Annotated in this window: 22 protein-coding genes; 4 read left to right on the forward strand and 18 right to left on the reverse strand. The window is 70.9% G+C overall.

Features of this window, described 5'->3' with window-relative positions:
* Positions 1-161 precede the first annotated feature (161 nt).
* Positions 162-1,394: a fumarylacetoacetase gene (fahA, locus tag ACIRQF_RS21350; RefSeq protein WP_376633184.1), complete on the forward strand. Its 1,233-nt coding sequence runs from the start codon at positions 162-164 to the stop codon at positions 1,392-1,394.
* Between the two features lie 97 nt (positions 1,395-1,491).
* On the opposite strand, the gene ACIRQF_RS21355 is transcribed toward fahA, so the two are convergent.
* The 16 genes from ACIRQF_RS21355 to ACIRQF_RS21430 form a co-directional block, all read right to left on the reverse strand.
* Positions 1,492-2,322, reverse strand: a complete 831-nt coding sequence (locus tag ACIRQF_RS21355) for a carbohydrate-binding protein (protein ID WP_404094056.1) — start codon at positions 2,320-2,322, stop codon at positions 1,492-1,494.
* Between the two features lie 40 nt (positions 2,323-2,362).
* Positions 2,363-3,307 (reverse strand): AraC family transcriptional regulator, encoded by a 945-nt coding sequence (locus ACIRQF_RS21360; RefSeq protein WP_389753562.1) that lies wholly within the window; start codon positions 3,305-3,307, stop codon positions 2,363-2,365.
* A gap of 161 nt (positions 3,308-3,468) precedes the next feature.
* Positions 3,469-5,133, reverse strand: coding sequence for an NADH-quinone oxidoreductase subunit NuoN (gene nuoN, locus ACIRQF_RS21365; protein WP_404094060.1), 1,665 nt, complete (start codon positions 5,131-5,133; stop codon positions 3,469-3,471).
* Positions 5,130-6,737, reverse strand: a complete 1,608-nt coding sequence (locus tag ACIRQF_RS21370; RefSeq protein WP_376633176.1) for an NADH-quinone oxidoreductase subunit M — start codon at positions 6,735-6,737, stop codon at positions 5,130-5,132. The genes nuoN and ACIRQF_RS21370 overlap by 4 nt, the downstream gene beginning before the upstream one ends.
* A gap of 5 nt (positions 6,738-6,742) precedes the next feature.
* Positions 6,743-8,638 (reverse strand): NADH-quinone oxidoreductase subunit L, encoded by a 1,896-nt coding sequence (nuoL, locus tag ACIRQF_RS21375; RefSeq protein WP_404094063.1) that lies wholly within the window; start codon positions 8,636-8,638, stop codon positions 6,743-6,745.
* 10 nt (positions 8,639-8,648) lie between these two features.
* The gene (gene nuoK, locus ACIRQF_RS21380) at positions 8,649-8,948 is read right to left on the reverse strand and encodes an NADH-quinone oxidoreductase subunit NuoK (protein ID WP_376633172.1); all 300 of its coding nucleotides are present in this window, start codon (positions 8,946-8,948) and stop codon (positions 8,649-8,651) included.
* On the reverse strand, positions 8,945-9,769 hold the full coding sequence (locus tag ACIRQF_RS21385) for an NADH-quinone oxidoreductase subunit J (RefSeq protein WP_376633170.1): 825 nt from the start codon (positions 9,767-9,769) through the stop codon (positions 8,945-8,947). The genes nuoK and ACIRQF_RS21385 overlap by 4 nt, the downstream gene beginning before the upstream one ends.
* Entirely contained in the window at positions 9,766-10,380 is a 615-nt protein-coding gene (gene nuoI, locus ACIRQF_RS21390; protein ID WP_376633168.1) for an NADH-quinone oxidoreductase subunit NuoI, read from the reverse strand. Before nuoI ends, ACIRQF_RS21385 begins: the two co-directional genes overlap by 4 nt.
* Positions 10,373-11,734: an NADH-quinone oxidoreductase subunit NuoH gene (nuoH, locus tag ACIRQF_RS21395; RefSeq protein ID WP_404094068.1), complete on the reverse strand. Its 1,362-nt coding sequence runs from the start codon at positions 11,732-11,734 to the stop codon at positions 10,373-10,375. Before nuoH ends, nuoI begins: the two co-directional genes overlap by 8 nt.
* Positions 11,731-14,214 (reverse strand): NADH-quinone oxidoreductase subunit G, encoded by a 2,484-nt coding sequence (locus ACIRQF_RS21400; protein WP_376633164.1) that lies wholly within the window; start codon positions 14,212-14,214, stop codon positions 11,731-11,733. The genes nuoH and ACIRQF_RS21400 overlap by 4 nt, the downstream gene beginning before the upstream one ends.
* Positions 14,211-15,560: an NADH-quinone oxidoreductase subunit NuoF gene (gene nuoF / locus ACIRQF_RS21405; RefSeq protein ID WP_404094072.1), complete on the reverse strand. Its 1,350-nt coding sequence runs from the start codon at positions 15,558-15,560 to the stop codon at positions 14,211-14,213. The genes ACIRQF_RS21400 and nuoF overlap by 4 nt, the downstream gene beginning before the upstream one ends.
* Positions 15,560-16,303, reverse strand: coding sequence for an NADH-quinone oxidoreductase subunit NuoE (gene nuoE / locus ACIRQF_RS21410; RefSeq protein ID WP_376633160.1), 744 nt, complete (start codon positions 16,301-16,303; stop codon positions 15,560-15,562). Before nuoE ends, nuoF begins: the two co-directional genes overlap by 1 nt.
* On the reverse strand, positions 16,300-17,625 hold the full coding sequence (locus ACIRQF_RS21415; RefSeq protein ID WP_376633158.1) for an NADH-quinone oxidoreductase subunit D: 1,326 nt from the start codon (positions 17,623-17,625) through the stop codon (positions 16,300-16,302). The genes nuoE and ACIRQF_RS21415 overlap by 4 nt, the downstream gene beginning before the upstream one ends.
* Complete coding sequence (locus ACIRQF_RS21420; RefSeq protein ID WP_404094075.1) at positions 17,622-18,353, reverse strand: NADH-quinone oxidoreductase subunit C; 732 nt, start codon at positions 18,351-18,353, stop codon at positions 17,622-17,624. The genes ACIRQF_RS21415 and ACIRQF_RS21420 overlap by 4 nt, the downstream gene beginning before the upstream one ends.
* Positions 18,350-18,904 (reverse strand): NADH-quinone oxidoreductase subunit B family protein, encoded by a 555-nt coding sequence (locus ACIRQF_RS21425; RefSeq protein WP_265863904.1) that lies wholly within the window; start codon positions 18,902-18,904, stop codon positions 18,350-18,352. The genes ACIRQF_RS21420 and ACIRQF_RS21425 overlap by 4 nt, the downstream gene beginning before the upstream one ends.
* A gap of 17 nt (positions 18,905-18,921) precedes the next feature.
* Positions 18,922-19,281 carry an NADH-quinone oxidoreductase subunit A gene (locus tag ACIRQF_RS21430; RefSeq protein ID WP_376633154.1) on the reverse strand — a complete coding sequence of 120 codons (360 nt, stop codon included), beginning with the start codon at positions 19,279-19,281 and terminating at the stop codon, positions 18,922-18,924.
* 200 nt (positions 19,282-19,481) lie between these two features.
* Here ACIRQF_RS21430 and ACIRQF_RS21435 point away from each other — a divergent pair, with 200 nt between their 5' ends.
* Positions 19,482-19,622, forward strand: a complete 141-nt coding sequence (locus tag ACIRQF_RS21435) for a hypothetical protein (protein WP_404094079.1) — start codon at positions 19,482-19,484, stop codon at positions 19,620-19,622.
* A gap of 330 nt (positions 19,623-19,952) precedes the next feature.
* Positions 19,953-20,777, forward strand: coding sequence for a C40 family peptidase (locus tag ACIRQF_RS21440; RefSeq protein WP_376633152.1), 825 nt, complete (start codon positions 19,953-19,955; stop codon positions 20,775-20,777).
* Between the two features lie 78 nt (positions 20,778-20,855).
* Here the strand turns inward: ACIRQF_RS21440 and ACIRQF_RS21445 are convergent, their stop codons facing one another.
* Positions 20,856-21,749 (reverse strand): NAD(P)-dependent oxidoreductase, encoded by an 894-nt coding sequence (locus tag ACIRQF_RS21445; RefSeq protein ID WP_404094082.1) that lies wholly within the window; start codon positions 21,747-21,749, stop codon positions 20,856-20,858.
* Positions 21,750-21,833: 84 nt separating this feature from the next.
* On the opposite strand from ACIRQF_RS21445, the gene ACIRQF_RS21450 reads away from it, so the two are divergent.
* A complete protein-coding gene (locus tag ACIRQF_RS21450) occupies positions 21,834-22,811 on the forward strand; it encodes a GlxA family transcriptional regulator (protein WP_404094085.1) in 978 nt (325 codons plus the stop codon).
* On the opposite strand, the gene ACIRQF_RS21455 is transcribed toward ACIRQF_RS21450, so the two are convergent.
* Positions 22,777-24,063 carry a geranylgeranyl reductase family protein gene (locus ACIRQF_RS21455; protein WP_376633146.1) on the reverse strand — a complete coding sequence of 429 codons (1,287 nt, stop codon included), beginning with the start codon at positions 24,061-24,063 and terminating at the stop codon, positions 22,777-22,779. The two genes, ACIRQF_RS21450 and ACIRQF_RS21455, sit on opposite strands and share 35 nt — an antisense overlap.
* Positions 24,064-24,127 lie beyond the last annotated feature (64 nt).

Consider the following 24,127-nt stretch of genomic DNA (forward strand, 5'->3'; position numbering starts at 1 on the left):
AGGCGCTTTGTCGACACGGGCGCCTCACAGCTGTCACATAGCCCGCGAATACGGACAGTTGCCCACGGAGGCCGCACTTTCTGTGTGACACATGTCATCCGCCGCTCGGCGCCCGCCCCGTAACGTGTCCCCCACACACCTGGAAAGCGAGGCAAGCACCGATGCCCGAGCAGAGCCCGCTCGACCTGGCCGAAGGCGATCCCTTCGGCCCGCACAACCTCCCGTACGGCGTCTTCTCCACCGCCGACGAGCCCGACCGGCGTCGGCTCGGCGTCCGGATCGGCGGGCACGTGCTCGACGCGGGGGCCGCGGCGCACGCGCTCGGTTCGCCGTACGCCGCGCTGCTCGCGCAGCCCAGCCTGAACCCGCTGCTCGCGGCCGGCCGCACCGCCTGGCGCGACGTGCGCCGCGCGCTGACCGGCTGGCTGACCGTGCCCGCGCACCGCCCGGTCGTGGAGCCGCTGCTGCACCCGCTGGACGCGGTCACCCTGCACCTGCCGTACGAGGTCGCCGACTACGTCGACTTCTACGCGAGCGAGCACCACGCGACCAACGTCGGGCACATCTTCCGCCCGGACGGCGAGCCGCTCACGCCGAACTGGAAGCACCTGCCGATCGGCTACCACGGGCGCTCGGGCACCGTCGTGGTCTCCGGCACGGACGTGGTCCGCCCGGCCGGCCAGCGCAAGACCCCGGCCGACGCGACGCCGGTCTTCGGGCCCTCGGTCAAGCTGGACATCGAGGCGGAGGTCGGCTTCCTGGTCGGCACCCCGTCCACGCTCGGCACCCCGGTACCGCTGGCCGACTTCCGCGAGCACGTCTTCGGTCTGACGCTGCTCAACGACTGGTCGGCGCGGGACATCCAGGCCTGGGAGTACGTGCCGCTCGGGCCCTTCCTCGGCAAGTCCTTCCAGACCTCCGTCTCGGCCTGGGTGACGCCTCTGGAGGCCCTGGACGCGGCCCGGGTCGCCCCGCCCGCGCGGGACTTCCCGTTGCTGCCGTACCTGGAGGACTCCGGCGAGGAGGAGCCCGGCGGCTTCGACCTGCGGATCACCGTCACCATCAACGGCGAGGTGGTGGCCGAGCCGCCGTTCTCCACCATGTACTGGACGGCCGCGCAGCAGCTCGCCCACATGACCGTCAACGGCGCCTCGCTGCGCACCGGTGACCTGTACGGCTCCGGCACGGTCTCCGGACCCGAGGTCGGTCAGCGCGGCTCGCTGCTCGAACTCACCTGGAACGGGCGCGACGCGCTGGAGCTCGCCGACGGCAAGCGCACGTTCCTGGAGGACGGCGACGAGGTCACGCTGACCGCCTGGGCCCCGGGCCCGGACGGCGTCCGGGTCGCCCTGGGCGAGGTCACCGGCCGGATCGCGCCGAACAGCGCCGCCTGAGCCGCCCCGGGCCGGGCCCGGCGGCTCAACGAGCCCGGCCGGGCCCCCGAGGCTCAGCAGGCCCCGGCGGCCCGGCCGCTGCGGCCGTTCCGGCGGCTCAGACCGCCCGCCACAGGGCGGGAACGGCGGGCGGCTCCCAGCCGGGCTGGGCCGTGTGGGCCTGGAGGCACACGTAGCGCCGCCCGGCGTGGGTGACCGCGTCCCCGGCCCGGTACGCGGTCCCGGCGGCCCAGGTGCCGCCCGGGGCCGTCGCCGTGGGCGTCGGCGTCGGGGTCGGGCTCGGACCCGGATCCTGCGGCACGTCGAGCACGAAGTCGAAGGCCGCCTCCTTCGCCCCGCCCGCGTCCCGGACGCTCATCAGCAACCGGGCGTCGAAGATCGAGTCGGTGTTGTTGCGGGGCTCGCCCGGGAAGTACAGCTGGGTGGTGAGCACCGGCCGGCCCGGCGCCTGCACCTTCACGTGGAGGTGCCGGGTGCGTCCGGGATACAGGCCCGGCACGATCGTGGTGAGCGCGAAGGCGCCGTCCGCGCCGGTGAACTGGTGCCCGCGGAAGCGGAACCCGGTGTTGTCGTAGGCGCCGTTGGTGTCGGCCTGCCAGAAGTCGAGCAGGGCGCCGACGACCGGTCGGCAGGCGCGCCCGAAGACGTAGCCGCTCACGGTCAGCCGCACGCCGGGGGTGCCCGGCTCGGACAGGGTGTTCCTCAGGGGCGAGTTGGGCTTGAAGTAGGGGCCTTCGATCTGCGCCGGGGTGGGGTCGTCCCCGTCGTCGCACGCGGGGGTGAGCTCGGGCGCGACGGTGCCGGCGTCGAGCGTACGGGCGAGCGCGGGGACGCCCATGAGCACCGCGGGGGCGGCCATGCCGGCCGCGAGCGCGGCGCGCAGCACCGTCTTGCGGGTGACGTGTCCGGTCGAGGTCTCTCGGTCCATGCCTGCTCCTCTGTGGGGGGCGGAACGATCGACCAGAAACCTAGGCGGGCCCGGGGTCCGCTTCGATGGACGCAAGCCGGTGGTCGTGGTGCTTTCGGAAGTCGCCGGGGCTCATGCCGGTCTCGCGGCGGAAGAAGCGGCAGAAGTACGCGGGGTCGTCGAAGCCCGTCCTCGACGCCACCTGACGTACCGACAGAGAGGTGTGCGCGAGCAGGCGTTGGGCCTCGCGGGTGCGGGCCTCGCGGAGCAGGCCGGCCGGGGTGCGGCCGAGGGCGGCCCGTACGGCCTCGGTGAGATAGCCGGGGGTGACCCCGAGCCGCTCGGCGCACTCCCGCACGGACCGGGGCCCGGCGGCCGCGCCGTCCGCGTCGGTACGGGCGATCAGCCGGGCGAACGCGTCGGCGACGGAGGCGGGCCGCCCGGACGGCGCCGGCGGCTCCGGCGGGGCGCCGAGCCGGGCCGTCCGGACGAGCAGCACGTGCAGCAGCGAGCGCAGCACGGTGGCGAATCCGGCGTCCCCGTGCCCGTACTCCTCACCGAGTTCGGCGATCAGGTGCGCGGTGCGGCGGTGCGCGGCCGGGTCGAGGCGCAGCCAGGGGCGGGCGGCGATGCGGCGCAGCAGGTCCTGGTCGCCGGGGTGGTCGAGGAGGAACTCGGGTGTGAACAGGACGACCGAGCCGTCGAGTCCGTGGACGTCCTCCCAGTGGTGGAGCTGTCCGGGCAGGATCAGGCCGAGGTGCGGCGGGCGGAGCTCCCAGCGTTCCATGTCCACGACGTGCGTGCCGGCGCCATGGGTGACGTGCACGATCTCGTAGAAGGTGTGGCGGTGGGGGAAGGCGGCCCGGGACATGGGGCCGATGGTGTCGAAGGTGCCGACGGCGAACGGCACGTCGTCGGGGAGCCGTAACTCCAGCCGGTGCACGGGCGGTTCCCCTCGCCGGGACGCGGCGCAGGGGGTGTCGGGCGACGCGGTGGTACCGCGCATGGGGCGGCCCTCCTCAATGGTCGAGACCAATCCGGCGGTGACTCACGATGACATGCCACCCCGGGACGGGTCACCCCCGCGTGCGCCGCCCGGTCCCGCGCACACGCCGAGGGCCCGGTCCCGCGACTGCGGGGACCGGGCCCTCGGGGCCGTGGGGACGTCTAGCGGACGAACACGCCCGCCTGGCCGGCCAGGTCCAGGAAGTACTGCGGCGCGAAGCCGAGCACCAGCGTGACCACCACACCGGCCGTGATGGCGATCGAGGTGAGGCCCGAGGGCACGGCGACCGTGGGGCCGTCCGCCTTCGGCTCGCTGAAGAACATCAGCACGATCACCCGGATGTAGAAGAACGCGGCGACCGCGGACGAGATCACACCGACCACGACCAGCGCGCCCGCGCCGCCCTCCGCCGCCGCCTTGAAGACCGCGAACTTCCCGGAGAACCCCGAGGTCAGCGGGATGCCGGCGAAGGCGAGCAGGAAGACCGCGAAGACCGCCGCGACGAGCGGCGAACGCCGGCCCAGACCGGCCCACTTGGACAGGTGCGTGGCCTCGCCGCCCGCGTCCCGCACCAGCGTGACGACGGCGAAGGCGCCGATGGTCACGAAGGAGTAGGCCCCCAGGTAGAACAGCACCGACGAGACGCCGCTGGGCGTGGCCGCGATGACACCGGCGAGGATGAAGCCGGCGTGCGCGATCGACGAGTAGGCGAGCAGCCGTTTGACGTCGGTCTGGGTGATGGCGACGATCGCACCGCCCAGCATGGTGACGATGGCGACGGCCCACATGACCGGCCGCCAGTCCCACGTGAGGCCCGGCAGCACCACGTAGAGGAGGCGCAGCATCGCGCCGAAGGCGGCGACCTTCGTCGCGGCGGCCATGAAGCCGGTGACGGGGGTCGGGGCGCCCTCGTAGACGTCCGGGGTCCACATGTGGAAGGGGACGGCGCCGACCTTGAACAGCAGGCCCATCATGACCAGGGCGAAGCCGATGAGGAGCAGCACGTCGTTGCCCATGGTGTCGGCGAGCGCCGGGTCGATCGCGGTGACGTCGCCGCCGACGACGTCGGCGATGACGGCGTACGAGACGGAGCCAGCGTAGCCGTAGAGGAGGGCGATCCCGAAGAGCAGGAAGGCCGAGGAGAAGGCGCCGAGCAGGAAGTACTTGACCGCGGCCTCCTGCGACAGCAGGCGCTTGCGGCGGGCCACGGCGCACAGCAGGTAGAGCGGGAGCGAGAAGACCTCCAGCGCCACGAACAGCGTCAGCAGGTCGTTGGCGGCGGGGAAGACCAGCATGCCGGCGACCGCGAACAGGGCCAGCGGGAAGACCTCGGTGGTGGTGAAGCCGGCCTTGACCGCCGCCCTCTCCTGCTCGCTGCCGGGGACGGCTGCGGCCTCGGCGGCGAAGGAGTCGACCCGGTGGCCGTGGTCGGCCGGGTCGAGCCTGCGCTCCGCGAACGTGAGGATCGAGACGATCGCGGCGAGCAGGATGGTGCCCTGGAGGAACAGGGCGGGCCCGTCGACGGCGATGGCGCCCATGGCCGCGATGTGGGCCTTGGTGGAGCCGTAGCCGCCGGCGGCGAGGCCGACGACCGCGGCGAAGGCGGCGGCGAGGGCCAGGACGGTCAGGAACACCTGGGTGTAGTGGCGGGCCTTGCGCGGCACGAAGGCCTCGACGAGGACGCCGACGACGGCCGCGCCCACCACGATGAGCACGGGCGACAGCTGGGTGTACTCGATGTGGGGTGCCGGGATCTTGTCGATCGGCCCGGCGGCCGCCGTCGTCCACAGGCTGTGGACAGCGGGTGCGACGGCTGAAGCACTCACTTGGCCGCCTCCACTTCGGGGCTCGGGTCCTTCTGCTGGACATCGGACATGGTGTACTGCACCGCCGGGTTGACGACGTCCGTCAGCGGCTTCGGGAAGACCCCGAGGAAGATCAGCACCGCGATCAGCGGGGCCACCACCGCGAGCTCGCGCACCCGCAGGTCGGGCAGCTCGCGCACCTCCTCCTTCACCGGGCCGGTCATCGTCCGCTGGTAGAGGACGAGGACGTAGAGCGCGGCGAGGACGATGCCGGTGGTGGCGACGATCCCCGCCACCGGATAGCGCGAGAAGGTGCCGACCAGGACCAGGAACTCGCTCACGAAGGGGGCGAGCCCGGGCAGCGACAGGGTGGCGAGACCGCCGATCAGGAAGGTGCCGGCGAGCACCGGTGCGACCTTCTGCACCCCGCCGTAGTCGGCGATGAGCCGCGAGCCGCGCCGGGAGATCAGGAAACCGGCGACCAGCATCAGCGCGGCCGTCGAGATCCCGTGGTTGACCATGTAGAGCGTGGCGCCGGACTGGCCCTGGCTGGTCATCGCGAAGATGCCCATGATGATGAAGCCGAAGTGGGAGATCGACGCGTACGCGACCAGGCGCTTGATGTCCCGCTGGCCGACCGCGAGCAGCGCCCCGTAGACGATGCTGATGAGGGCGAGGACGACGATCGCGGGGGTGGCCCACTTCGAGGCCTCGGGGAAGAGTCCGAGGCAGAAGCGGAGCATCGCGAAGGTGCCGACCTTGTCGACGACGGCGGTGATGAGGACGGCGACCGGGGCGGTGGCCTCCCCCATCGCGTTGGGCAGCCAGGTGTGCAGCGGCCACAGCGGCGCCTTCACGGCGAAGGCGAAGAAGAAGCCGAGGAACAGCCACCGTTCGGTGCCGGTGGCCATCTCCAGCGAGCCGTCCGCCCGCGCCGCGGTGATCTCGGTGAGCGAGAAGTCGCCGGCGACGACGTAGAGGCCGATGACCGCGGCCAGCATGATCAGACCGCCGACCAGGTTGTAGAGCAGGAACTTGACCGCCGCGTAGGAGCGCTGCGCGGCCGCGTTCTCGTCGGTGCCGGAGTGGGCACGGTCGCCGAAGCCGCCGATGAGGAAGTACATCGGGATGAGCATGGCTTCGAACAGGACGTAGAAGAGGAAGACGTCGGTGGCCTCGAAGGAGAGGATCACCATCGCCTCGACCATGAGGATCAGGGCGAAGAAGCCCTGCGTGGGCCGCCACCGCTTGTCGACGCGGTCACTAGGCGAAGAGCTCGCGGAAGGGTCGGCGTCGTGCCAGCCGGCCAGCACGATGAACGGGATCAGCAGCGCGGTGAGCGCGATGAGCGCCACCCCGATGCCGTCCACGCCGAGCTCGTAGCTGACGCCGAAGTCCCGGATCCAGGCGTGTGATTCGACGAGCTGGTAGCGGTCGCCGCCGGGCTCGAAGCGGACGAAGACGACCGCCGCGAGTACGAGGGTGACGAGCGAGACGAGCAGCGCGAGCCACTTGGCGGCGGTGCGCCGGGCGGCGGGGACGGCGGCGGTGAGGATGGCACCCACCGCCGGGACCCCGGCCGTCACGGTAAGGAGCGGGAAACCCGCGTTGACCACTTGGGACATGGGAGTCACACCGCCCTCATCAGCAGGGTCGCGGCGATGAGCACCGCCGTACCTCCGAACATGGAGACCGCGTACGACCGGGCGTAGCCGTTCTGGAGCTTGCGCAGCCGGCCGGAGAGCCCGCCGACCGAGGCCGCGGTGCCGTTGACCACCCCGTCGACGAGGCTGTGGTCGACGTAGACGAGGGAGCGGGTCAGGTGGGTGCCGCCGCGGACGAAGACGACGTGGTTGAAGTCGTCCTGGAGCAGGTCGCGGCGGGCGGCCCGGGTGAGCAGCGAGCCGCGCGGAGCGACCACCGGCACCGGGCGGCGCCCGTACTGGAGGTACGCGAGCCCGACGCCGAGGAGCATGACCACGACGGTGGCGGTGGTGATCGCGCCGGCGCCGATGGGCGGGTGCCCGTGCTCGAAGCTGGTGACCGGCTCCAGCCACTTCACGAACCGGTCGCCGATGCCGAACAGGGCGCCCGCGAAGACCGAGCCGAAGGCCAGCAGGACCATCGGGATCGTCATCGTCTTCGGCGACTCGTGCGGGTGCGGCAGTTCGCCTTCGGCGTCGGGCTGCCAGCGCTTCTCGCCGAAGAAGGTCATCAGCATCACGCGGGTCATGTAGAAGGCGGTGATGGCGGCGCCGAGGAGGGCGCAGCCGCCGAGGATCCAGCCCTCCGTGCCGCCCTTGGCGAAGGCCGCCTCGATGATCTTGTCCTTGGAGAAGAAGCCGGACAGGCCGGGGAAGCCGATGATCGCGAGGTAGCCGAGGCCGAAGGTGACGAAGGTGACGGGCAGGTACTTCCGCAGCCCGCCGTAGTGCCGCATGTCGACCTCGTCGTTCATGCCGTGCATGACCGATCCGGCGCCGAGGAACAGCCCGGCCTTGAAGAAGCCGTGGGTGACCAGGTGCATGATCGCGAAGGCGTAGCCGATCGGGCCGAGGCCGGCCGCGAGGACCATGTAGCCGATCTGCGACATCGTCGAACCGGCCAGCGCCTTCTTGATGTCGTCCTTCGCGCAACCGACGATCGCACCGAAGAGGAGCGTGACGGTGCCGACCACGGTGACGACGAGCTGCGCGTCGGGGGCGGCGTTGAAGATCGCGCCGGAGCGGACGATCAGATAGACACCGGCGGTCACCATGGTGGCCGCGTGGATGAGGGCCGAGACCGGGGTCGGACCCTCCATCGCGTCCCCGAGCCAGGACTGCAGCGGCACCTGGGCCGACTTTCCGCAGGCCGCGAGGAGCAGCATCAGACCGATCGCGGTCAGCTTGCCCTCGGAGGCCTGGCCGGTGGACTCCAGGACCGGGCCGAAGGCGAAGGTGCCGAAGGTGGTGAACATCAGCATGATCGCGATCGACAGGCCCATGTCGCCGACCCGGTTGACCAGGAAGGCCTTCTTGGCGGCGGTCGCCGCGCTGGGCTTGTGCTGCCAGAAGCCGATCAGGAGGTACGAGGCGAGGCCGACGCCCTCCCAGCCGAAGTAGAGCAGCAGGTAGTTGTCGGCGAGGACGAGCAGCAGCATCGCCGCGACGAACAGGTTGAGGTAGCCGAAGAAGCGGCGGCGCCGCTCGTCGTGCTCCATGTAGCCGACGGAGTACAGGTGGATGAGCGTGCCGACGCCGGTGATCAGGAGCACGAAGGTCATCGACAGCTGGTCGAGCTGGAAGGCCATTTCCGCCTGGAAGCCCTCCACCGGGATCCAGGTGAAGAGGTGCTGGTGCAGGGCCCGGTCGTCGGCGCTCTTGGAGAGCATGTCGGCGAACAGGACGAGACCGATCACGAAGGAGGAGCCGGCGAGCAGGGTGCCGAGCCAGTGCCCGGTCTTGTCGAGGCGCCGTCCGCCGCACAGCAGGACGGCCGCTCCGAGCAGGGGCGCCGCGATGAGCAGCGCAATGAGGTTGTCCACGGTCAGCCCCTCACAGCTTCATCAGGCTGGCGTCGTCGACCGAGGCCGAGTGGCGGGCACGGAAGACGGACACGATGATCGCGAGTCCGACGACGACCTCGGCGGCGGCCACGACCATCGTGAAGAAGGCGATGACCTGGCCGTCGAGGTTGCCGTGCATACGGGAGAAGGTCACGAACGCGAGGTTGCAGGCGTTGAGCATCAGCTCGACGCACATGAAGAGCACGATCGCGTTCCGCCGGATGAGCACACCGACCGCGCCGATGGTGAACAGCAGGGCGGCGAGGTACAGGTAGTTGACGGGATTCACCGGGAGGCCTCCTCTTCGTCCCGCTTACGGCCCAGGCGCTCCTCGGAGCGCTGTTCCAGGGCCTTGAGGTCCGCGAGCGCCTCACCGGACACGTCCCGGATCTGGCCCCGCTTGCGCAGGGTCGAGATGACGGTCAGCTCGGCCGGGGTGCCGTCGGGCAGCAGGCCGGCGATGTCCACGGCGTTGTGCCGGGCGTAGACGCCGGGCGCCGGGAGCGGCGGGACGTGCGTGCCTTCCCGTACGCGCTGCTCGGCCAGCTCGCGCTGGGTGCGGGCGCGTTCGGTGCGCTCGCGGTGGGTGAGGACCATCGCGCCGACGGCCGCGGTGATGAGCAGCGCGCCGGTGATCTCGAAGGCGAAGACGTACTTGGTGAAGATGAGGGCGGCGAGGCCCTCCACGTTTCCGCCGTTGGCCGAGTTGGCCGTGCCGAGGCCGTTGAACCGGGTCAGCGAGGCGTGTCCGATACCGGCGACCAGCAGCACGCCGAAGCCCAGCCCGCAGGCGGCGGCCCACCAGCGCTGGCCCTTGATGGTCTCCTTCAGCGAGTCGGCGGCGGTGACGCCGACCAGCATGACGACGAACAGGAACAGCATCATGATCGCGCCGGTGTAGACGACGATCTGGACGATGCCGAGGAAGTACGCGCCGTTCGCGAGGTAGAAGACCGCCAGGACGATCATGGTCCCGGCGAGGCAGAGCGCGGAATGGACGGCCCTCCTCATGAGGATCGTGCACAGCGCGCCGATGACGGCGACGGTGCCGAGCACCCAGAACTGGAACGCCTCACCGGTGGAGGTGGTGTAGGCGGCGAGCGCGCTCATCGGCCCACCACCTTCCCGGACGCCGGCTCGGACTCGCCGAAGACCGACTCACCCTCCTGGGGCTCTCCCTGGGAGACGGCGGCCTGACGGACGGTCCCGGGCGCCGCCTCGGTGACCCGGCCGTTGTAGTAGTCCTGCTCGTCCGTGCCCGGGAAGATGGCGTGCGGGGTGTCGACCATGCCCTCGTTCAGGCCCGCGAGCAGCTGCTCCTTGGTGTAGATCAGGTTCTCGCGGGAGGAGTCGGCCAGTTCGAACTCGTTGGTCATCGTCAGCGCGCGGGTGGGGCAGGCCTCGATGCACAGCCCGCACAGGATGCAGCGGGCGTAGTTGATCTGGTAGACGCGGCCGTACCGCTCGCCCGGCGAGTAGCGCTCCTCGTCGGTGTTGTCGGCGCCTTCCACGTAGATGGCGTCGGCGGGGCAGGCCCAGGCGCACAGCTCGCAGCCGACGCACTTCTCCAGACCGTCGGGGTGACGGTTGAGCTGGTGCCGGCCGTGGAAGCGGGGCGCCGTCGTCTTCTGTTGCTCCGGGTACTGCTCGGTCAGCCGCTTCTTGAACATGGCCTTGAAGGTCACGCCGAAGCCGGCCACCGGATTCTGGAAATCAGACACCGTCCGTCTCCTTTCCATCAGTCGCCGTAGCGGAATCGGGGCCACCACTGACGATCAGCTCCCGCTCGCCGCGGGGCCGGCGCCGCGGTACGGGCGGCAGGGTCTGTCCGGGCTTGGGCGGTACGGGGAAGCCGCCGGACATCGGGTCGAAGGCGCGGGTGTCCTCGGCCGAGGGCGCCCGCGTCTTCGCCTTCTTGTCGCGGAAGACGTCCGCGACGAAGGAGAGCAGGAGCACCGCGAGGACGGCTCCGGCGACGTAGAGCACGATGGTCTGGAAGTCGTAGTTCTCGTTGCGCAGTGCCCGGACCGTGGCGACCAGCATCAGCCAGACCACCGAGACCGGGATGAGCACCTTCCAGCCCAGCTTCATCAGCTGGTCGTAGCGGACCCGGGGCAGCGTGCCGCGCAGCCAGATGAAGAAGAACAGCAGCACCTGGACCTTGAGGATGAACCAGAGCATCGGCCACCAGCCGTGGTTCGCGCCCTCCCAGAAGCCCGAGATCGGCCACGGGGCGCGCCAGCCGCCGAGGAACAGGGTCACCGACACGGCCGAGACCGTCACCATGTTCACGTACTCGGCGAGCATGAACATCGCGAACTTGATGGACGAGTACTCGGTGTTGAAACCGCCGACCAGGTCGCCCTCGGACTCCGGCATGTCGAAGGGGGCGCGGTTGGTCTCGCCCACCATGGTGACGATGTAGATGATGAAGGAGACCGGCAGCAGCACGATGTACCAGCGGTCGGCCTGCGCCTCCACGATCTTCGAGGTCGACATCGACCCGGAGTAGAGGAAGACCGACGCGAAGGCGGCGCCCATGGCGATCTCGTAGGAGATCATCTGCGCGCAGGAGCGCAGTCCGCCGAGGAGCGGGTACGTCGAGCCGGAGGACCAGCCGGCGAGGACGATGCCGTAGATGCCGACGGAGGCGACCGCGAGGACGTACAGCATCGCGATCGGCAGGTCGGTCAGCTGCATCGTGGTGCGCTGGCCGAAGATCGACACCTCGTTGCCGGCCGGGCCGAAGGGGATCACCGCGATCGCCATGAACGCCGGGATGGCGGCGATGATCGGGGCGAGCACGTAGACGACCTTGTCGGCCCGGCGGACGATCACGTCCTCCTTCAGCATCAGCTTGATGCCGTCGGCGAGCGACTGGAGCATGCCCCAGGGCCCGTGCCGGTTGGGTCCGACGCGCAGCTGCATCCAGGCGACGACCTTGCGCTCCCACACGATGGAGAAGAGCACGGTCACCATGAGGAACGCGAAGCAGAACACCGCCTTGATCGCGACGAGCCACCAGGGGTCGCGCCCGAACAGGGAGAGGTCTTCCGCGGCGAGCAGCGTGTTCACGCCTGCACCTCCGTCGAAGGGGTGGCCGGGCCGATGCGGACCAGGTCGCCGGGGCGGGCGCCGGTGCCGGCGAGGACGCCGTGCCCCGTGGAGTTCAGCGGGAGCCAGACCACCCGGTCGGGCATCTCGGTGACGGCCAGCGGGAGGGCGACCGAGCCGGCGGGGCCGGTGACGTCGAGCAGGTCGCCGTCCTTGACGCCGGTGTCGGCGGCGGTGGTCGCCGACAGCCGGGCCACGGCGGCGTGCCGGGTGCCGGCCAGGGCCTCGTCGCCCTCCTGGAGACGGCCCAGGTCGAGCAGCAGCCGGTGCCCCGCGAGCACGGCCTCGCCGTCGCCGGGGCGGGCCGCGGCCTGGCCGGGCTCGGCCGGCTCGGAGGCCCGCTCGCCGGTCCAGCCGCCGAGCCGGTCCAGCTCGCGCCGGACGGACCGCAGGTCGGGCAGGCCCAGGTGGGCGTCCATGGCGTCGGCCAGCATGTGCAGCACGCGGGCGTCGGCCGGGGCCAGGGGCCGGGTCATCTGCTCCGGCTTGAGCGCGGCCTCGAACAGCCGTGCTCTGCCTTCCCAGTTGAGGAAGGTGCCGGGCTTCTCGGCGACCGCGGCGACCGGCAGGATCACGTCGGCCCGCTCGGTGACCGCGCCGGGGCGCAGCTCCAGGGAGACCACGAAGGCCGCGTCGAGCGCCTCACGCGCGCGTGCCGGGTCCGGCAGGTCGTCGACGTCGACGCCGCCGACGAGCAGCGCGGCGAGTTCGCCGGTGGCGGCGGCCTCGACGATCTGGCCGGTGTCGCGGCCGTAGCCGTGCGGGAGTTCGCGGACGCCCCAGACGGCGGCGACCTCTTCCCGCGCGCGCGGATCGGTGACCGGCCGCCCGCCGGGCAGCAGCGCCGGGATGGCACCCGCCTCGACGGCGCCGCGCTCTCCGGCCCGGCGCGGGATCCACACCAGCTGGGCGCCGGTGGCGGTCGCGGCCCGGATGGCGGCGGTGAGCGCGCCGGGCACCCCGGCGAGCCGCTCCCCGACGGCGATGACGGCGCCGTCCTGGCGGAGCGCCTCGGCCGCGGCCAGTCCGTCCGCCGAGAGGCCGACACGGGAGGTGAGGGCGTCGAGCCACTCGCTCTCGGTGCCGGGCGCGGCGGGCAGCAGGGTGCCGCCGGTCTTCTCCAGGCCGCGGGTGGCGAACGCGGCGACCGCGTACGTCCGCTGGCCCTTCTTGCGCCAGGCCTTGCGCAGCCGCAGGAAGACGCCGGGGGCCTCCTCCTCCGACTCCAGGCCGACGAGGAGCACGGCCGGGGCGGCTTCCAGCGAGGTGTACGTGACGCCTCGGCCGTCCAGGTCGCGGCCGCGGCCGGCGACGGCGGAGGCCAGGAAGTCGGCCTCCTCGCCGGAGTGGACGCGGGCTCGGAAGTCGACGTCGTTGGTGTCGAGGGCGACCCGGGCGAACTTGGCGTACGCGTAGGCGTCCTCGACGGTCAGCCGGCCGCCGGCCAGGACGCCGGTGCGGCCGCGGACCAGTCCGCGGGCGGCGGCCTCCAGGGCCTCCGGCCAGGAGGCCGGCTCCAGGCGGCCGGTCTCCTGGTCGCGGACCAGCGGGGTGGTGAGCCGGTCGCGCTGCTGCGCGTACCGGAACCCGAACCGCCCCTTGTCGCAGATCCACTCCTCGTTGACCTCGGGGTCGTCGGCGGCGAGCCGCCGCATGACCTTGCCGCGCCGGTGGTCGGTGCGGGTCGCGCAGCCGCCCGCGCAGTGTTCGCAGACGCTCGGCGACGACACCAGGTCGAAGGGGCGGGAGCGGAAGCGGTAGGCGGCCGAGGTGAGCGCGCCGACCGGGCAGATCTGGATGGTGTTGCCGGAGAAGTACGACTCGAAGGGGTCGCTGTTGCCGAGGCCGACCTGCTGGAGCGCGCCGCGCTCGATCAGCTCGATCATCGGGTCGCCGGCCACCTGGTTGGAGAAGCGGGTGCAGCGCGCGCACAGCACGCACCGCTCGCGGTCCAGGAGCACCTGCGTGGACAGCGGGATCGGCTTCTCGTAGGTCCGCTTGCTGCCCTCGAAGCGGGACTCGGCCTGCCCGTGGGACATGGCCTGGTTCTGCAGCGGGCACTCGCCGCCCTTGTCGCAGACCGGGCAGTCCAGCGGGTGGTTGATGAGCAGCAGCTCCATCACGCCGTGCTGGGCCTTCTCGGCGACCTGCGAGGTCAGCTGCGACTTCACGACCATGCCGTCGGTGCAGGTGATGGTGCAGGAGGCCATCGGCTTGCGCTGGCCCTCGACCTCGACGATGCACTGCCGGCAGGCGCCGGCCGGGTCGAGGAGCGGGTGGTCGCAGAAGCGGGGGATCTCGATGCCGAGCTGTTCGGCGGCCCGGATCACCAGGGTCCCCTTGGGGACGGAGACCTCGACGCCGTCGATCGTCAGCGTCACGAGGTCCTCCGGCGGCACCGCCGCTCCTCCCCCTCCGGGGGCGGACGTGGTGACGGTCATGCGTTCACCTCCCGGTGCTTGTCGGCCCAGGCCGTCGACTTGGCGGGGTCGAAGGGGCAGCCCTTGCCCGTGATGTGCTGCTCGTACTCGTCGCGGAAGTACTTCAGGGACGAGAAGATCGGCGAGGCGGCGCCGTCACCGAGGGCGCAGAACGACTTGCCGTTGATGTTGTCGGCGATGTCGTTCAGCTTGTCCAGGTCGGCCATGACGCCCTTGCCGGCCTCGATGTCGCGGAGCAGCTGGACCAGCCAGTAGGTGCCCTCGCGGCAGGGGGTGCACTTGCCGCAGGACTCGTGGGCGTAGAACTCGGTCCAGCGGGTGACGGCCCGCACGACGCAGGTGGTCTCGTCGAAGCACTGGAGCGCCTTGGTGCCGAGCATGGAGCCGGCGGCGCCGACGCCCTCGTAGTCGAGCGGGACGTCCAGGTGCTCGTCGGTGAACATCGGGGTCGAGGAGCCGCCCGGGGTCCAGAACTTGAGCCGGTGGCCGGCCCGCATCCCGCCGCTCATGTCGAGGAGCTGGCGCAGCGTGATGCCGAGCGGGGCCTCGTACTGGCCGGGCGAGGCGACGTGGCCGCTGAGCGAGTAGAGCGTGAAGCCGGGGGACTTCTCGGTCCCCATGGACGTGAACCAGTCCTTTCCCTTGTGCAGGATCGCGGGAACCGAGGCGATGGACTCGACGTTGTTCACGACGGTGGGGCAGGCGTACAGACCGGCGACCGCGGGGAAGGGGGGCCGCAGCCGGGGCTGGCCGCGGCGCCCTTCGAGCGAGTCGAGCAGGGCGGTCTCCTCACCGCAGATGTACGCGCCGGCGCCGGCGTGCACGGTGAGTTCCAGGTCGAGACCGCTGCCCAGGATGTTCCGGCCGAGGTAGCCCGCCTCGTACGCCTCCCGCACCGCGTGGTGCAGTCGGCGCAGCACCGGGACGACCTCGCCGCGCAGGTAGATGAAGGCGTGCGAGGAGCGGATCGCGTAGCAGGCGATCACGATGCCCTCGATGAGCGAGTGCGGGTTGGCGAAGAGGAGGGGGATGTCCTTGCAGGTGCCGGGCTCCGACTCGTCGGCGTTGACGACGAGGTAGTGCGGCTTGCCGTCGCCCTGGGGAATGAACTGCCACTTCATCCCGGTGGGGAACCCGGCGCCGCCGCGGCCGCGGAGGCCCGAGTCCTTGACGTACGCGATGAGGTCGTCGGGCGACATCGCGAGGGCCTTGCGCAGGCCCTCGTAGCCGTCGTGCCGCCGGTAGGTCTCCAGGGTCCAGGATTCGGGCTGGTCCCAGAAGGCCGACAGGACGGGTGAGAGCAGCTTTTCGGGGCTGCTGTTGTTGATCTCGGCTGCCAAGGTCATCACTCCCCCTCCCCACTGGCCGATTCGCCGCGCGGGTGGACGATCTTGTGGTGCGGGGTCTCTCCCTTGGCCAGCCGCAGCCCGACGAGCGAGGCCGGTCCGGCACCGCCGGTGGCCTCGACGGCGCCCTCGCGCTCGTCGGGGAAGCCGGCAAGGATGCGCGCGGTCTCCTTGAAGGTGCACAGGGGCGCGCCGCGGGTGGGCGAGACGGGGCGTCCGGCGACCAGGTCGTCGACGAGCCGCTTGGCGGACTCGGGCGTCTGGTTGTCGAAGAACTCCCAGTTGACCATCACGACGGGCGCGAAGTCGCAGGCCGCGTTGCACTCGATGTGCTCGAGGGTGACCTTGCCGTCCTCGGTCGTCTGGTCGTTGCCGACGCCGAGGTGCTCCTTGAGCTCCTCGAAGATGGCGTCGCCGCCCATGACCGCGCACAGGGTGTTGGTGCAGACGCCGACCTGGTAGTCGCCGGACGGCTTGCGCCGGTACATCGTGTAGAAGGTGGCGACCGCGGTGACCTCGGCGGTGGTGAGGCCGAGCAGGTCGGCGCAGAACCGCATGCCCGTCCGGGTCACGTGGCCCTCCTCCGCCTGCACGAGGTGCAGCATCGGCAGCAGCGCGGAGCGGGATCCCGGGTAGCGGGCGATGATCTCCTGCGCGTCCGCCGTCAGCCGGGCCCGTACGTCGGCCGGGTAGTCGGGCGCGGGCAGCTGGGGCATCCCGAGACTGGTGTGTCCGTCCGTCATCGGTCGACGCCTCCCATCACGGGGTCGATGGACGCGACGGCGACGATGACGTCGGCGACCTGGCCGCCTTCGCACATCGCGGCCATGGCCTGGAGGTTGGTGAAGGACGGGTCGCGGAAGTGGACCCGGTACGGGCGGGTGCCGCCGTCGGAGACGACGTGGACGCCGAGTTCGCCCTTGGGGGACTCGACCGCCGCGTAGGCCTGTCCGGCGGGGACCCGGAAGCCCTCGGTGACCAGCTTGAAGTGGTGGATCAGGGCCTCCATCGAGGTGCCCATGATCTTCTTGATGTGGTCGAGGGAGTTGCCGAGGCCGTCGGGGCCGAGGGCCAGCTGGGCGGGCCAGGCGATCTTCTTGTCGCCGACCATGACCGGGCCTGGCTCCAGGCGGTCGAGGCACTGCTCGACGATCCGCAGCGACTGGCGCATCTCCTCCAGGCGGACCAGGAAGCGCCCGTAGGAGTCGCAGCTGTCCGCGGTGGGGACCTCGAAGTCGTAGGTCTCGTAGCCGCAGTACGGGTCGGTCTTGCGCAGGTCGTGCGGGAGGCCCGCGGAGCGCAGGATCGGTCCGGTGGCGCCGAGCGCCATGCAGCCGGTGAGGTCGAGGTAGCCGACGTCCTGCATGCGGGCCTTGAAGATCGGGTTGCCGGTGGCGAGCTTGTCGTACTCCGGCAGGTTCTTCTTCATGGTCTTCACGAACTCGCGCACGGCGTCGACGCCGCCGGGCGGGAGGTCCTGGGCGAGGCCGCCGGGCCGGATGAACGCGTGGTTCATGCGCAGGCCGGTGATCAGCTCGTACAGGTCCAGGATCATCTCGCGGTCCCGGAAGCCGTAGATCATGATCGTGGTGGCGCCGAGCTCCATGCCGCCGGTGGCGATGCAGACCAGGTGCGAGGAGAGCCGGTTGAGCTCCATGAGGAGCACCCGGATGATGCTCGCCCGGTCCGGGACCTGCTCGGTGATGCCGAGCAGCTTCTCCACGCCCAGGCAGTACGCCGTCTCGTTGTAGAACGAGGTGAGGTAGTCCATGCGCGTGACGAAGGTGGTGCCCTGCGTCCAGGTCCGGTACTCGAGGTTCTTCTCGATGCCGGTGTGGAGGTAGCCGATGCCGCAGCGGGCCTCGGTGACGGTCTCGCCGTCGATCTCCAGGATGAGCCGGAGCACGCCGTGGGTGGACGGGTGCTGGGGGCCCATGTTGACGACGATGCGCTCGTCGTCGGCCTTGGCGGCGGACTGGACGACCTCGTCCCAGTCGCCGCCGGTGACCGTGTAGACGGTGCCTTCGGTCGTCTCGCGGGAAGACGATGCGTTGGGACTGGTCACGAGTACGACCTCCGCTGGTCCGGAGCCGGGATCTGGGCGCCCTTGTACTCGACGGCGATGCCGCCGAGGGGGTAGTCCTTGCGCTGCGGGTGGCCCTGCCAGTCGTCCGGCATCATGATCCGGGTGAGAGCGGGGTGGCCGTCGAAGACGATGCCGAAGAAGTCGTAGGTCTCGCGCTCGTGCCAGTCGTTGGTCGGATAGACCGGGACCAGCGACGGGATGCGCGGGTCGGCGTCGGGGGCCGAGACCTCCAGGCGGATCAGCCGCCCGTGGGTGAGCGAGCGCAGGTGGTAGACGGCGTGCAGCTCGCGGCCCTTGTCGCCCGGGTAGTGGACGCCGGAGACGCCGGTGCAGAGCTCGAAGCGCAGGGCGGGGTCGTCGCGCAGGGTGCGGGCGACCCGGAGGAGGTGCTCGCGCTCGACGTGGAAGGTGAGCTCCCCGCGGTCGACCACGGTCTTCTCGATGGCGTTCTCGGGGAGCAGCCCCTGCTCCTCCAGGGCCCCTTCCAGCTCGTCGGCCACCTCGTCGAACCATCCGCCGTAGGGGCGGGTGGCCGGCCCGGGCAGGCGCACGGAGCGGACCAGGCCGCCGTAGCCGGAGGTGTCGCCGCCCTTGTCGGCGCCGAACATGCCGCGCTGGACGCGGACCTCCTCCCCGTGGTCGCCGCGCTGGCCCGGGAGGTTCTGCTCGCTGAGCTCCTTCTCGGGGTTCGGGGTTTCGTCGCTCACCGGAGCAGACCCTTCATCTCGATGGTCGGCAGCGCCTTGAGGGCCGCCTCCTCCGCCTCGCGGGCCGCTTCCTTCGCGTTCACGCCGAGCTTGGAGCCCTGGATCTTCTGGTGGAGCTTGAGAATCGCGTCCATCAGCATCTCCGGGCGCGGCGGGCAACCCGGCAGATAGATGTCGACCGGCACGATGTGGTCGACTCCCTGCACAATCGCGTAATTATTGAACATTCCGCCCGAGGACGCACAAACCCCCATGGAGATGACCCACTTGGGGTTCGGCATCTGGTCGTAGACCTGCCGCAGGACGGGCGCCATCTTCTGGCTGACGCGGCCGGCCACGATCATCAGATCGGCCTGGCGCGGAGAGCCGCGGAAGACCTCCATGCCGAAGCGCGCCAGGTCGTAGCGGCCCGCGCCGGTGGTCATCATCTCGATGGCGCAGCACGCGAGGCCGAAGGTCGCGGGGAAGACGGAGGCCTTCCGGACCCAGCCCGCGGCCTGTTCGACCGTCGTCAGCAGAAAACCGCTCGGCAGCTTCTCTTCGAGTCCCATGGGTGCTCCTCAGCCCCTCAGTCCCATTCCAGGCCGCCGCGCCGCCACACGTACGCGTAGGCGACGAAGACGGTGAGCACGAAGAGCAGCATCTCCACGAGCCCGAAAAGCCCCAGGGCGTCGAAGGTGACGGCCCAGGGGTAGAGGAAGACGATCTCGATGTCGAAGACGATGAAGAGCATCGCCGTCAGGTAGTACTTGATCGGGAAGCGACCGCCTCCGGTCGGCGTCGGCGTCGGCTCGATGCCGCACTCGTACGCCTCAAGTTTTGCCCTGTTGTACCGCTTTGGCCCGATCAGCGTGGCCATGACCACGGAGAAGATCGCAAACCCCGCTCCCAGGGCACCGAGCACGAGGATGGGCGCGTACGCATTCACGCTCCTCGCTCCTTCCAGTCGTCCTTGACCGTTGGACCGCACCGTCGGCTCGTGGGGGCCTCGCGAAAGATCGCCAACATGTGAGGCAGTTCACAAGCCCGACTGCCGCGTATCTTAAGCCCGCCCCTCTGTGATCTGCGACACGGGGTACGCCAAGGACTTTGTGATCTCCACCACCTGACGAAGGATCATGAAGTCGGATGAGCGGTGATCTTGCCACTCGAAGCGCCCAGGTGATCACCAGATGTGACATCCGCACCGGAAAACGCTGGTCGGAAGGGGTGTCGCTCTATCAAGCCATGGGCGCTACAGGCAAATTGGCGATGGATGCGTACGGGTGATAAAGGAACCGGCCATCGCCCGGTCGAGGGGTCCGGCGTACCGAGGTGGACACGTGCACGCATTCACGAGCCCGACTGTGACCTGCGCCACACATGAGAGGGGGATGAAAGAACGGGGCTTGGCCATCGAGGTGAAGAGGTGGTAAGCGACGGGCAATTCGGACCTTTCATTGAAAACCCGTGATCAAGGCCGGAATGAGCCGCGCCCGTTTTGCCCGTTACGGCGTCAATAAGGGCGCAGAAGAAGCGGATTCGAAGGTTCCGAACGTAACTGTGGCGCAACCCACGTTTCTTGAAGGGAACCGTGAAGCCCTGATAGCGGTTGTTCTCATGTCCCAGACCGCTCACATACCCAGCCACCGGAAGCCCCGCCGCAGCGCCTCGAAGCTCGCGTTCCGGGCCGGAGTTGCCGGTGGCGTCCTCAGCACCATCGCGGTGGCCGGCGCCGCCGCGCCGGCGAACGCCGAACCGGTGACCGAGAAGACCCTCGAGATGCCCACGCTGGGCTCCCTCGACGCCGACCTCGCGAGCGCCGTCTCCGCCTCCGCCGAGGCGAGCCAGCAGGAGGCCCTCGACCAGAGCCTCGCCGCCCAGGAGAACGCGGCCCTGCAGAAGGCCGCCAAGGACGCCAAGAAGGCCAAGGCCGAGGCGGACCGCAAGGCCGAGGCCGAGAAGGCCGAGAAGGCCCGCGCCGAGGCCCGGGAGCGCGCCTCCCGCACCGCCGCGCGCACCTCGCTCTCCGGCACCTCGTCCTTCAGCGCCTCCGACAGCGGCTCCTCCAGCAGCTCGCAGGTCGCCACCGGCTCCGCCGCCGCGATCGTGGCCTTCGCCAAGGCCCAGATCGGCGACGCCTACATCTCCGGCGGCACCGGTCCCAACTCCTGGGACTGCTCGGGCCTCGTGCAGGCCGCCTACGCCCAGGCCGGCATCGACCTGCCGCGCATCTCGTACGACCAGTCGAGCATGGGCACGTCCGTCTCCCTGAGCGACCTCCAGCCGGGCGACGTCCTCTACTGGGGCAGCCGCAGCGGCTCGTACCACGTCGCGATCTACGTCGGCGGCGGCAAGTACGTCGGCGCGCAGAACCCGTCCACCGGTGTCGTCGAGCGCGACCTGGACTGGGACCCGCCGTCGGGCGCCGTGCGGATCCTCTGATCCCACCCCGTACCCACGGAAGGGCCGTCACTCCTCGGGGGAGCGACGGCCCTTCGGTGTTTCCGTACCGAAAGCGACCTACTTCCGGAACGCACCCTTTCGGAAGCCCTCGATGATCCGGGCGTAGCTGTCGCCCCCGTGTCCCGCCGCCACCGCCTCCCGCATCAGCTCCAGGTGGAGCCGCGGCAGCCGGTCGTCGATCCCGCGCTCCTCGCCCGCGTGCAGCAGGTGTCCGATGGCGGCGACCTGGACGTCGATGGTGGCGTCGTCGCCCGGGTACTCCCCCGCGTCGACCTGGTCCGCGTACGCGGTCATGAACCAGGCGACTGTGCGCAGCCAGCGCACCGCGACGCCGGTGAACTCCTTGGCCGGCACCCCGTCGGCGCCCGTCACGGCGGTGGCGTGCAGCCAGCCGCCGAAGACCGACCACATCAGGCCGAGCAGCCCGGCGTCGTACAGCGAGGCGAGGCCTGCGTCCGCGCCCAGGTCCACCGGGTCGCCGAGGACGGCGAGGGCCGGGCGGTGCGCGGCCAGGAGCTCGGGGCCGCCCGCGTAGAGGATCATGTGGGCGCTGTCGCCGATGCCGGGCGGGGTGGTCATGACGCCGCCGTCGAGGTAGCCGATGCCGTGCCCGGCGGCCCACGCGGCCTCCGCGCGGGCCTGCTCCGGCGAGCCGGAGGTGAGGTTGACCAGGGTCCGGCCGCGCAGGTCCGCGGCGACGGGGTCGAGGAGGGTGCGGACCGCCGGGTAGTCGAGGACGCAGACCACCACGAGTTCGCTCGCCGTGACCGCCTCGGCGACGGTGGCGGCGTGGACGGCTCCGCGTTCGACGAGCGGGCGGGCCTTCTCGGGGCTGCGGTTGAAGACGGTGGTGGGGTGGCCGGCGTCGAGGAAGGCGGCCGCGAGGGCGGTCCCCATCTGGCCGAGGCCGATGACGGTGACGGGCCGGGGGGCGGGCTGGTTCGTGGTCATGGCTCCACGCTCGCAGCGGCGGGATCCGGCCGACAGCGGAAGGACTGCCGCCCGGCGCACGATTCCTGCCATAGGGTCGCGGACATGAGCGCAGGAACCGTGGCCGTCGTCCTCGTGCCCGACGAGCGGGCCGGGATCTCCCCCTGGGACCTGTACGAACTCTCCGTCGCGTCCATGGTCTTCGGCATCCCGCACACCGATCTGGCCGACCCCTGGTACACCCTGCGGGTCTGCGGCCCGGCCCCGCACGGCACCCACGGCCTGGCCGGAATCGCGGGCGCGGACACCGTCGTCGTGCCGTCGGTGCCGGACGCGGTGGTCGAGGGCCGCCAGGAGCTGCCGGCCGACCTGGTCGGGGCGCTGCGCGCGGCGGCGGAGGCCGGAGCGCGGATGGTGTCGATGTGCAGCGGGGCGTTCGCGCTCGCCGCGGCGGGGGTGCTCGACGGGCGCCGGACGACGCTGCACCACGCGTACGCGGCCGAGCTCGCGGCCCGGCATCCGGAGGTGACGGTCGACGCGTCCGTCCTCTACACGGACGAGGAGACGGTGCTGACGGGCGCGGGCGCCGCGGCCGGCCTGGACCTGTGTCTGCATCTCGTACGGAAGGACCTGGGCGCCGGGGTCGCGGGCGCGCTCGCGAGCCGGCTCGTGGTGCCGGCCCACCGGGCGGGCGACCGGCCGCAGTCCCTGGCCGCCCCGCTGTCGCCGGCCGAGGAGCCCGACACGCTCGGCCCGGCCCTCCAGTGGGCCCTGGAGCACCTGCACGAGCCGCTGAGCGTCGACGAGCTGGCCCGCCGGGCCCACATGAGCCCGCGGACCTTCCACCGGCGGGTGCGCGAGACGCAGGGCACGACACCGCTCCAGTGGCTGCTCGGGCAGCGCGTGGCGCGGGCCCAGGCGCTGCTGGAGTCCACCGACCTGCCCGTCGAGCAGATCGGCGAGCGCAGCGGGCTGGGCACCTCGGCCAATCTGCGCCGCCACTTCACCCGGGCGGTCGGGGTGTCCCCGACCGCCTACCGGGCGGGGTTCAGGCCTTCGGGGCCACCTTCGAGAGGCCGTTGATGACGCGGTCCATCGCGTCGCCGCCCGTCGGGTCGGTGAGGTTGGCCAGCATCTTCAGGGTGAACTTCATCAGGACCGGGTGGGACAGTCCGCGCTGCGTGGCGATCTTCATGATCTTCGGATTGCCGATGATCTTCACGAAGGCGCGGCCCAGCGTGTAGTAGCCGCCGTAGGTGTCCTTGAGGATCTTCGGGTAGTGGTGGAGGGCCAGTTCGCGCTGGGCGGGGGTCTGACGGGCGTGGGCCTGGACGATGACGTCGGCCGCGATCTGGCCGGACTCCATCGCGTAGGCGATGCCCTCGCCGTTGAACGGGTTGACCAGGCCGCCGGCGTCGCCGACGAGCAGCAGGCCCTTGGTGTAGTGCGGCTGGCGGTTGAAGGCCATCGGGAGGGCGGCGCCGCGGATCGGCGTCGTCATGTTCTCCGGGGTGAAGCCCCAGTCCTCCGGCATGGACGCGCACCAGGCCTTGAGGACCTCGCGCCAGTCCAGCTCGCGGAAGGCCTTCGAGGAGTTCAGGATGCCGAGGCCGACGTTGGAGGTGCCGTCGCCCATGCCGAAGATCCAGCCGTAGCCGGGCAGCAGCCGGTCCTGCGGGCCGCGCCGGTCCCACAGCTCCAGCCAGGACTCCAGGTAGTCGTCGTCGTGCCGCGGCGTGGTGAAGTACGTCCGGACGGCGACGCCCATCGGCCGGTCCTCACGCCGGTGCAGGCCCATCGCCAGGGAGAGGCGGGTGGAGTTGCCGTCGGCGGCGACGACGAGCGGGGCGTGGAAGGTGACCTCGCGCTTGTCCTCGCCGAGCTTGGCGTGGACGCCGGTGATCCGCCCGGTGCGGTCGTCGACGATCGGTGCGCCGACGTTGCAGCGCTCGTAGAGGCGCGCGCCGGCCTTCTGCGCCTGGCGGGCCAGCATCTCGTCGAAGTCGTCCCGCTTGCGGACCAGGCCGTAGTCCGGGTACGAGGCGAGATCCGGCCAGTCCAGCTGGAGCCGGACGCCGCCGCCGATGATCCGCAGGCCCTTGTTGCGCAGCCAGCCGGCCTCTTCGGAGATGTCGATGCCCATGGCGACGAGCTGCTTGGTGGCGCGCGGGGTCAGACCGTCACCGCAGACCTTCTCGCGGGGGAAGGCGGTCTTCTCCAGGAGCAGGACGTCGAGTCCGGCCTTGGCGAGGTAGTACGCGGTGGTCGAGCCCGCCGGGCCCGCCCCGACGACGATCACATCTGCGGTGTGCTCGGAGAGAGGCTGCTCGGTCACGGCGGAGGCTCCCGGGGATGCGGCGATTCAGGACGCTTCGCAGTCTATGGGGGCCGGTTCCGCC

Origin of the sequence: Streptomyces sp. NPDC101191 (assembly GCF_044767915.1) — a bacterium.
GTDB lineage: Bacteria > Actinomycetota > Actinomycetes > Streptomycetales > Streptomycetaceae > Streptomyces.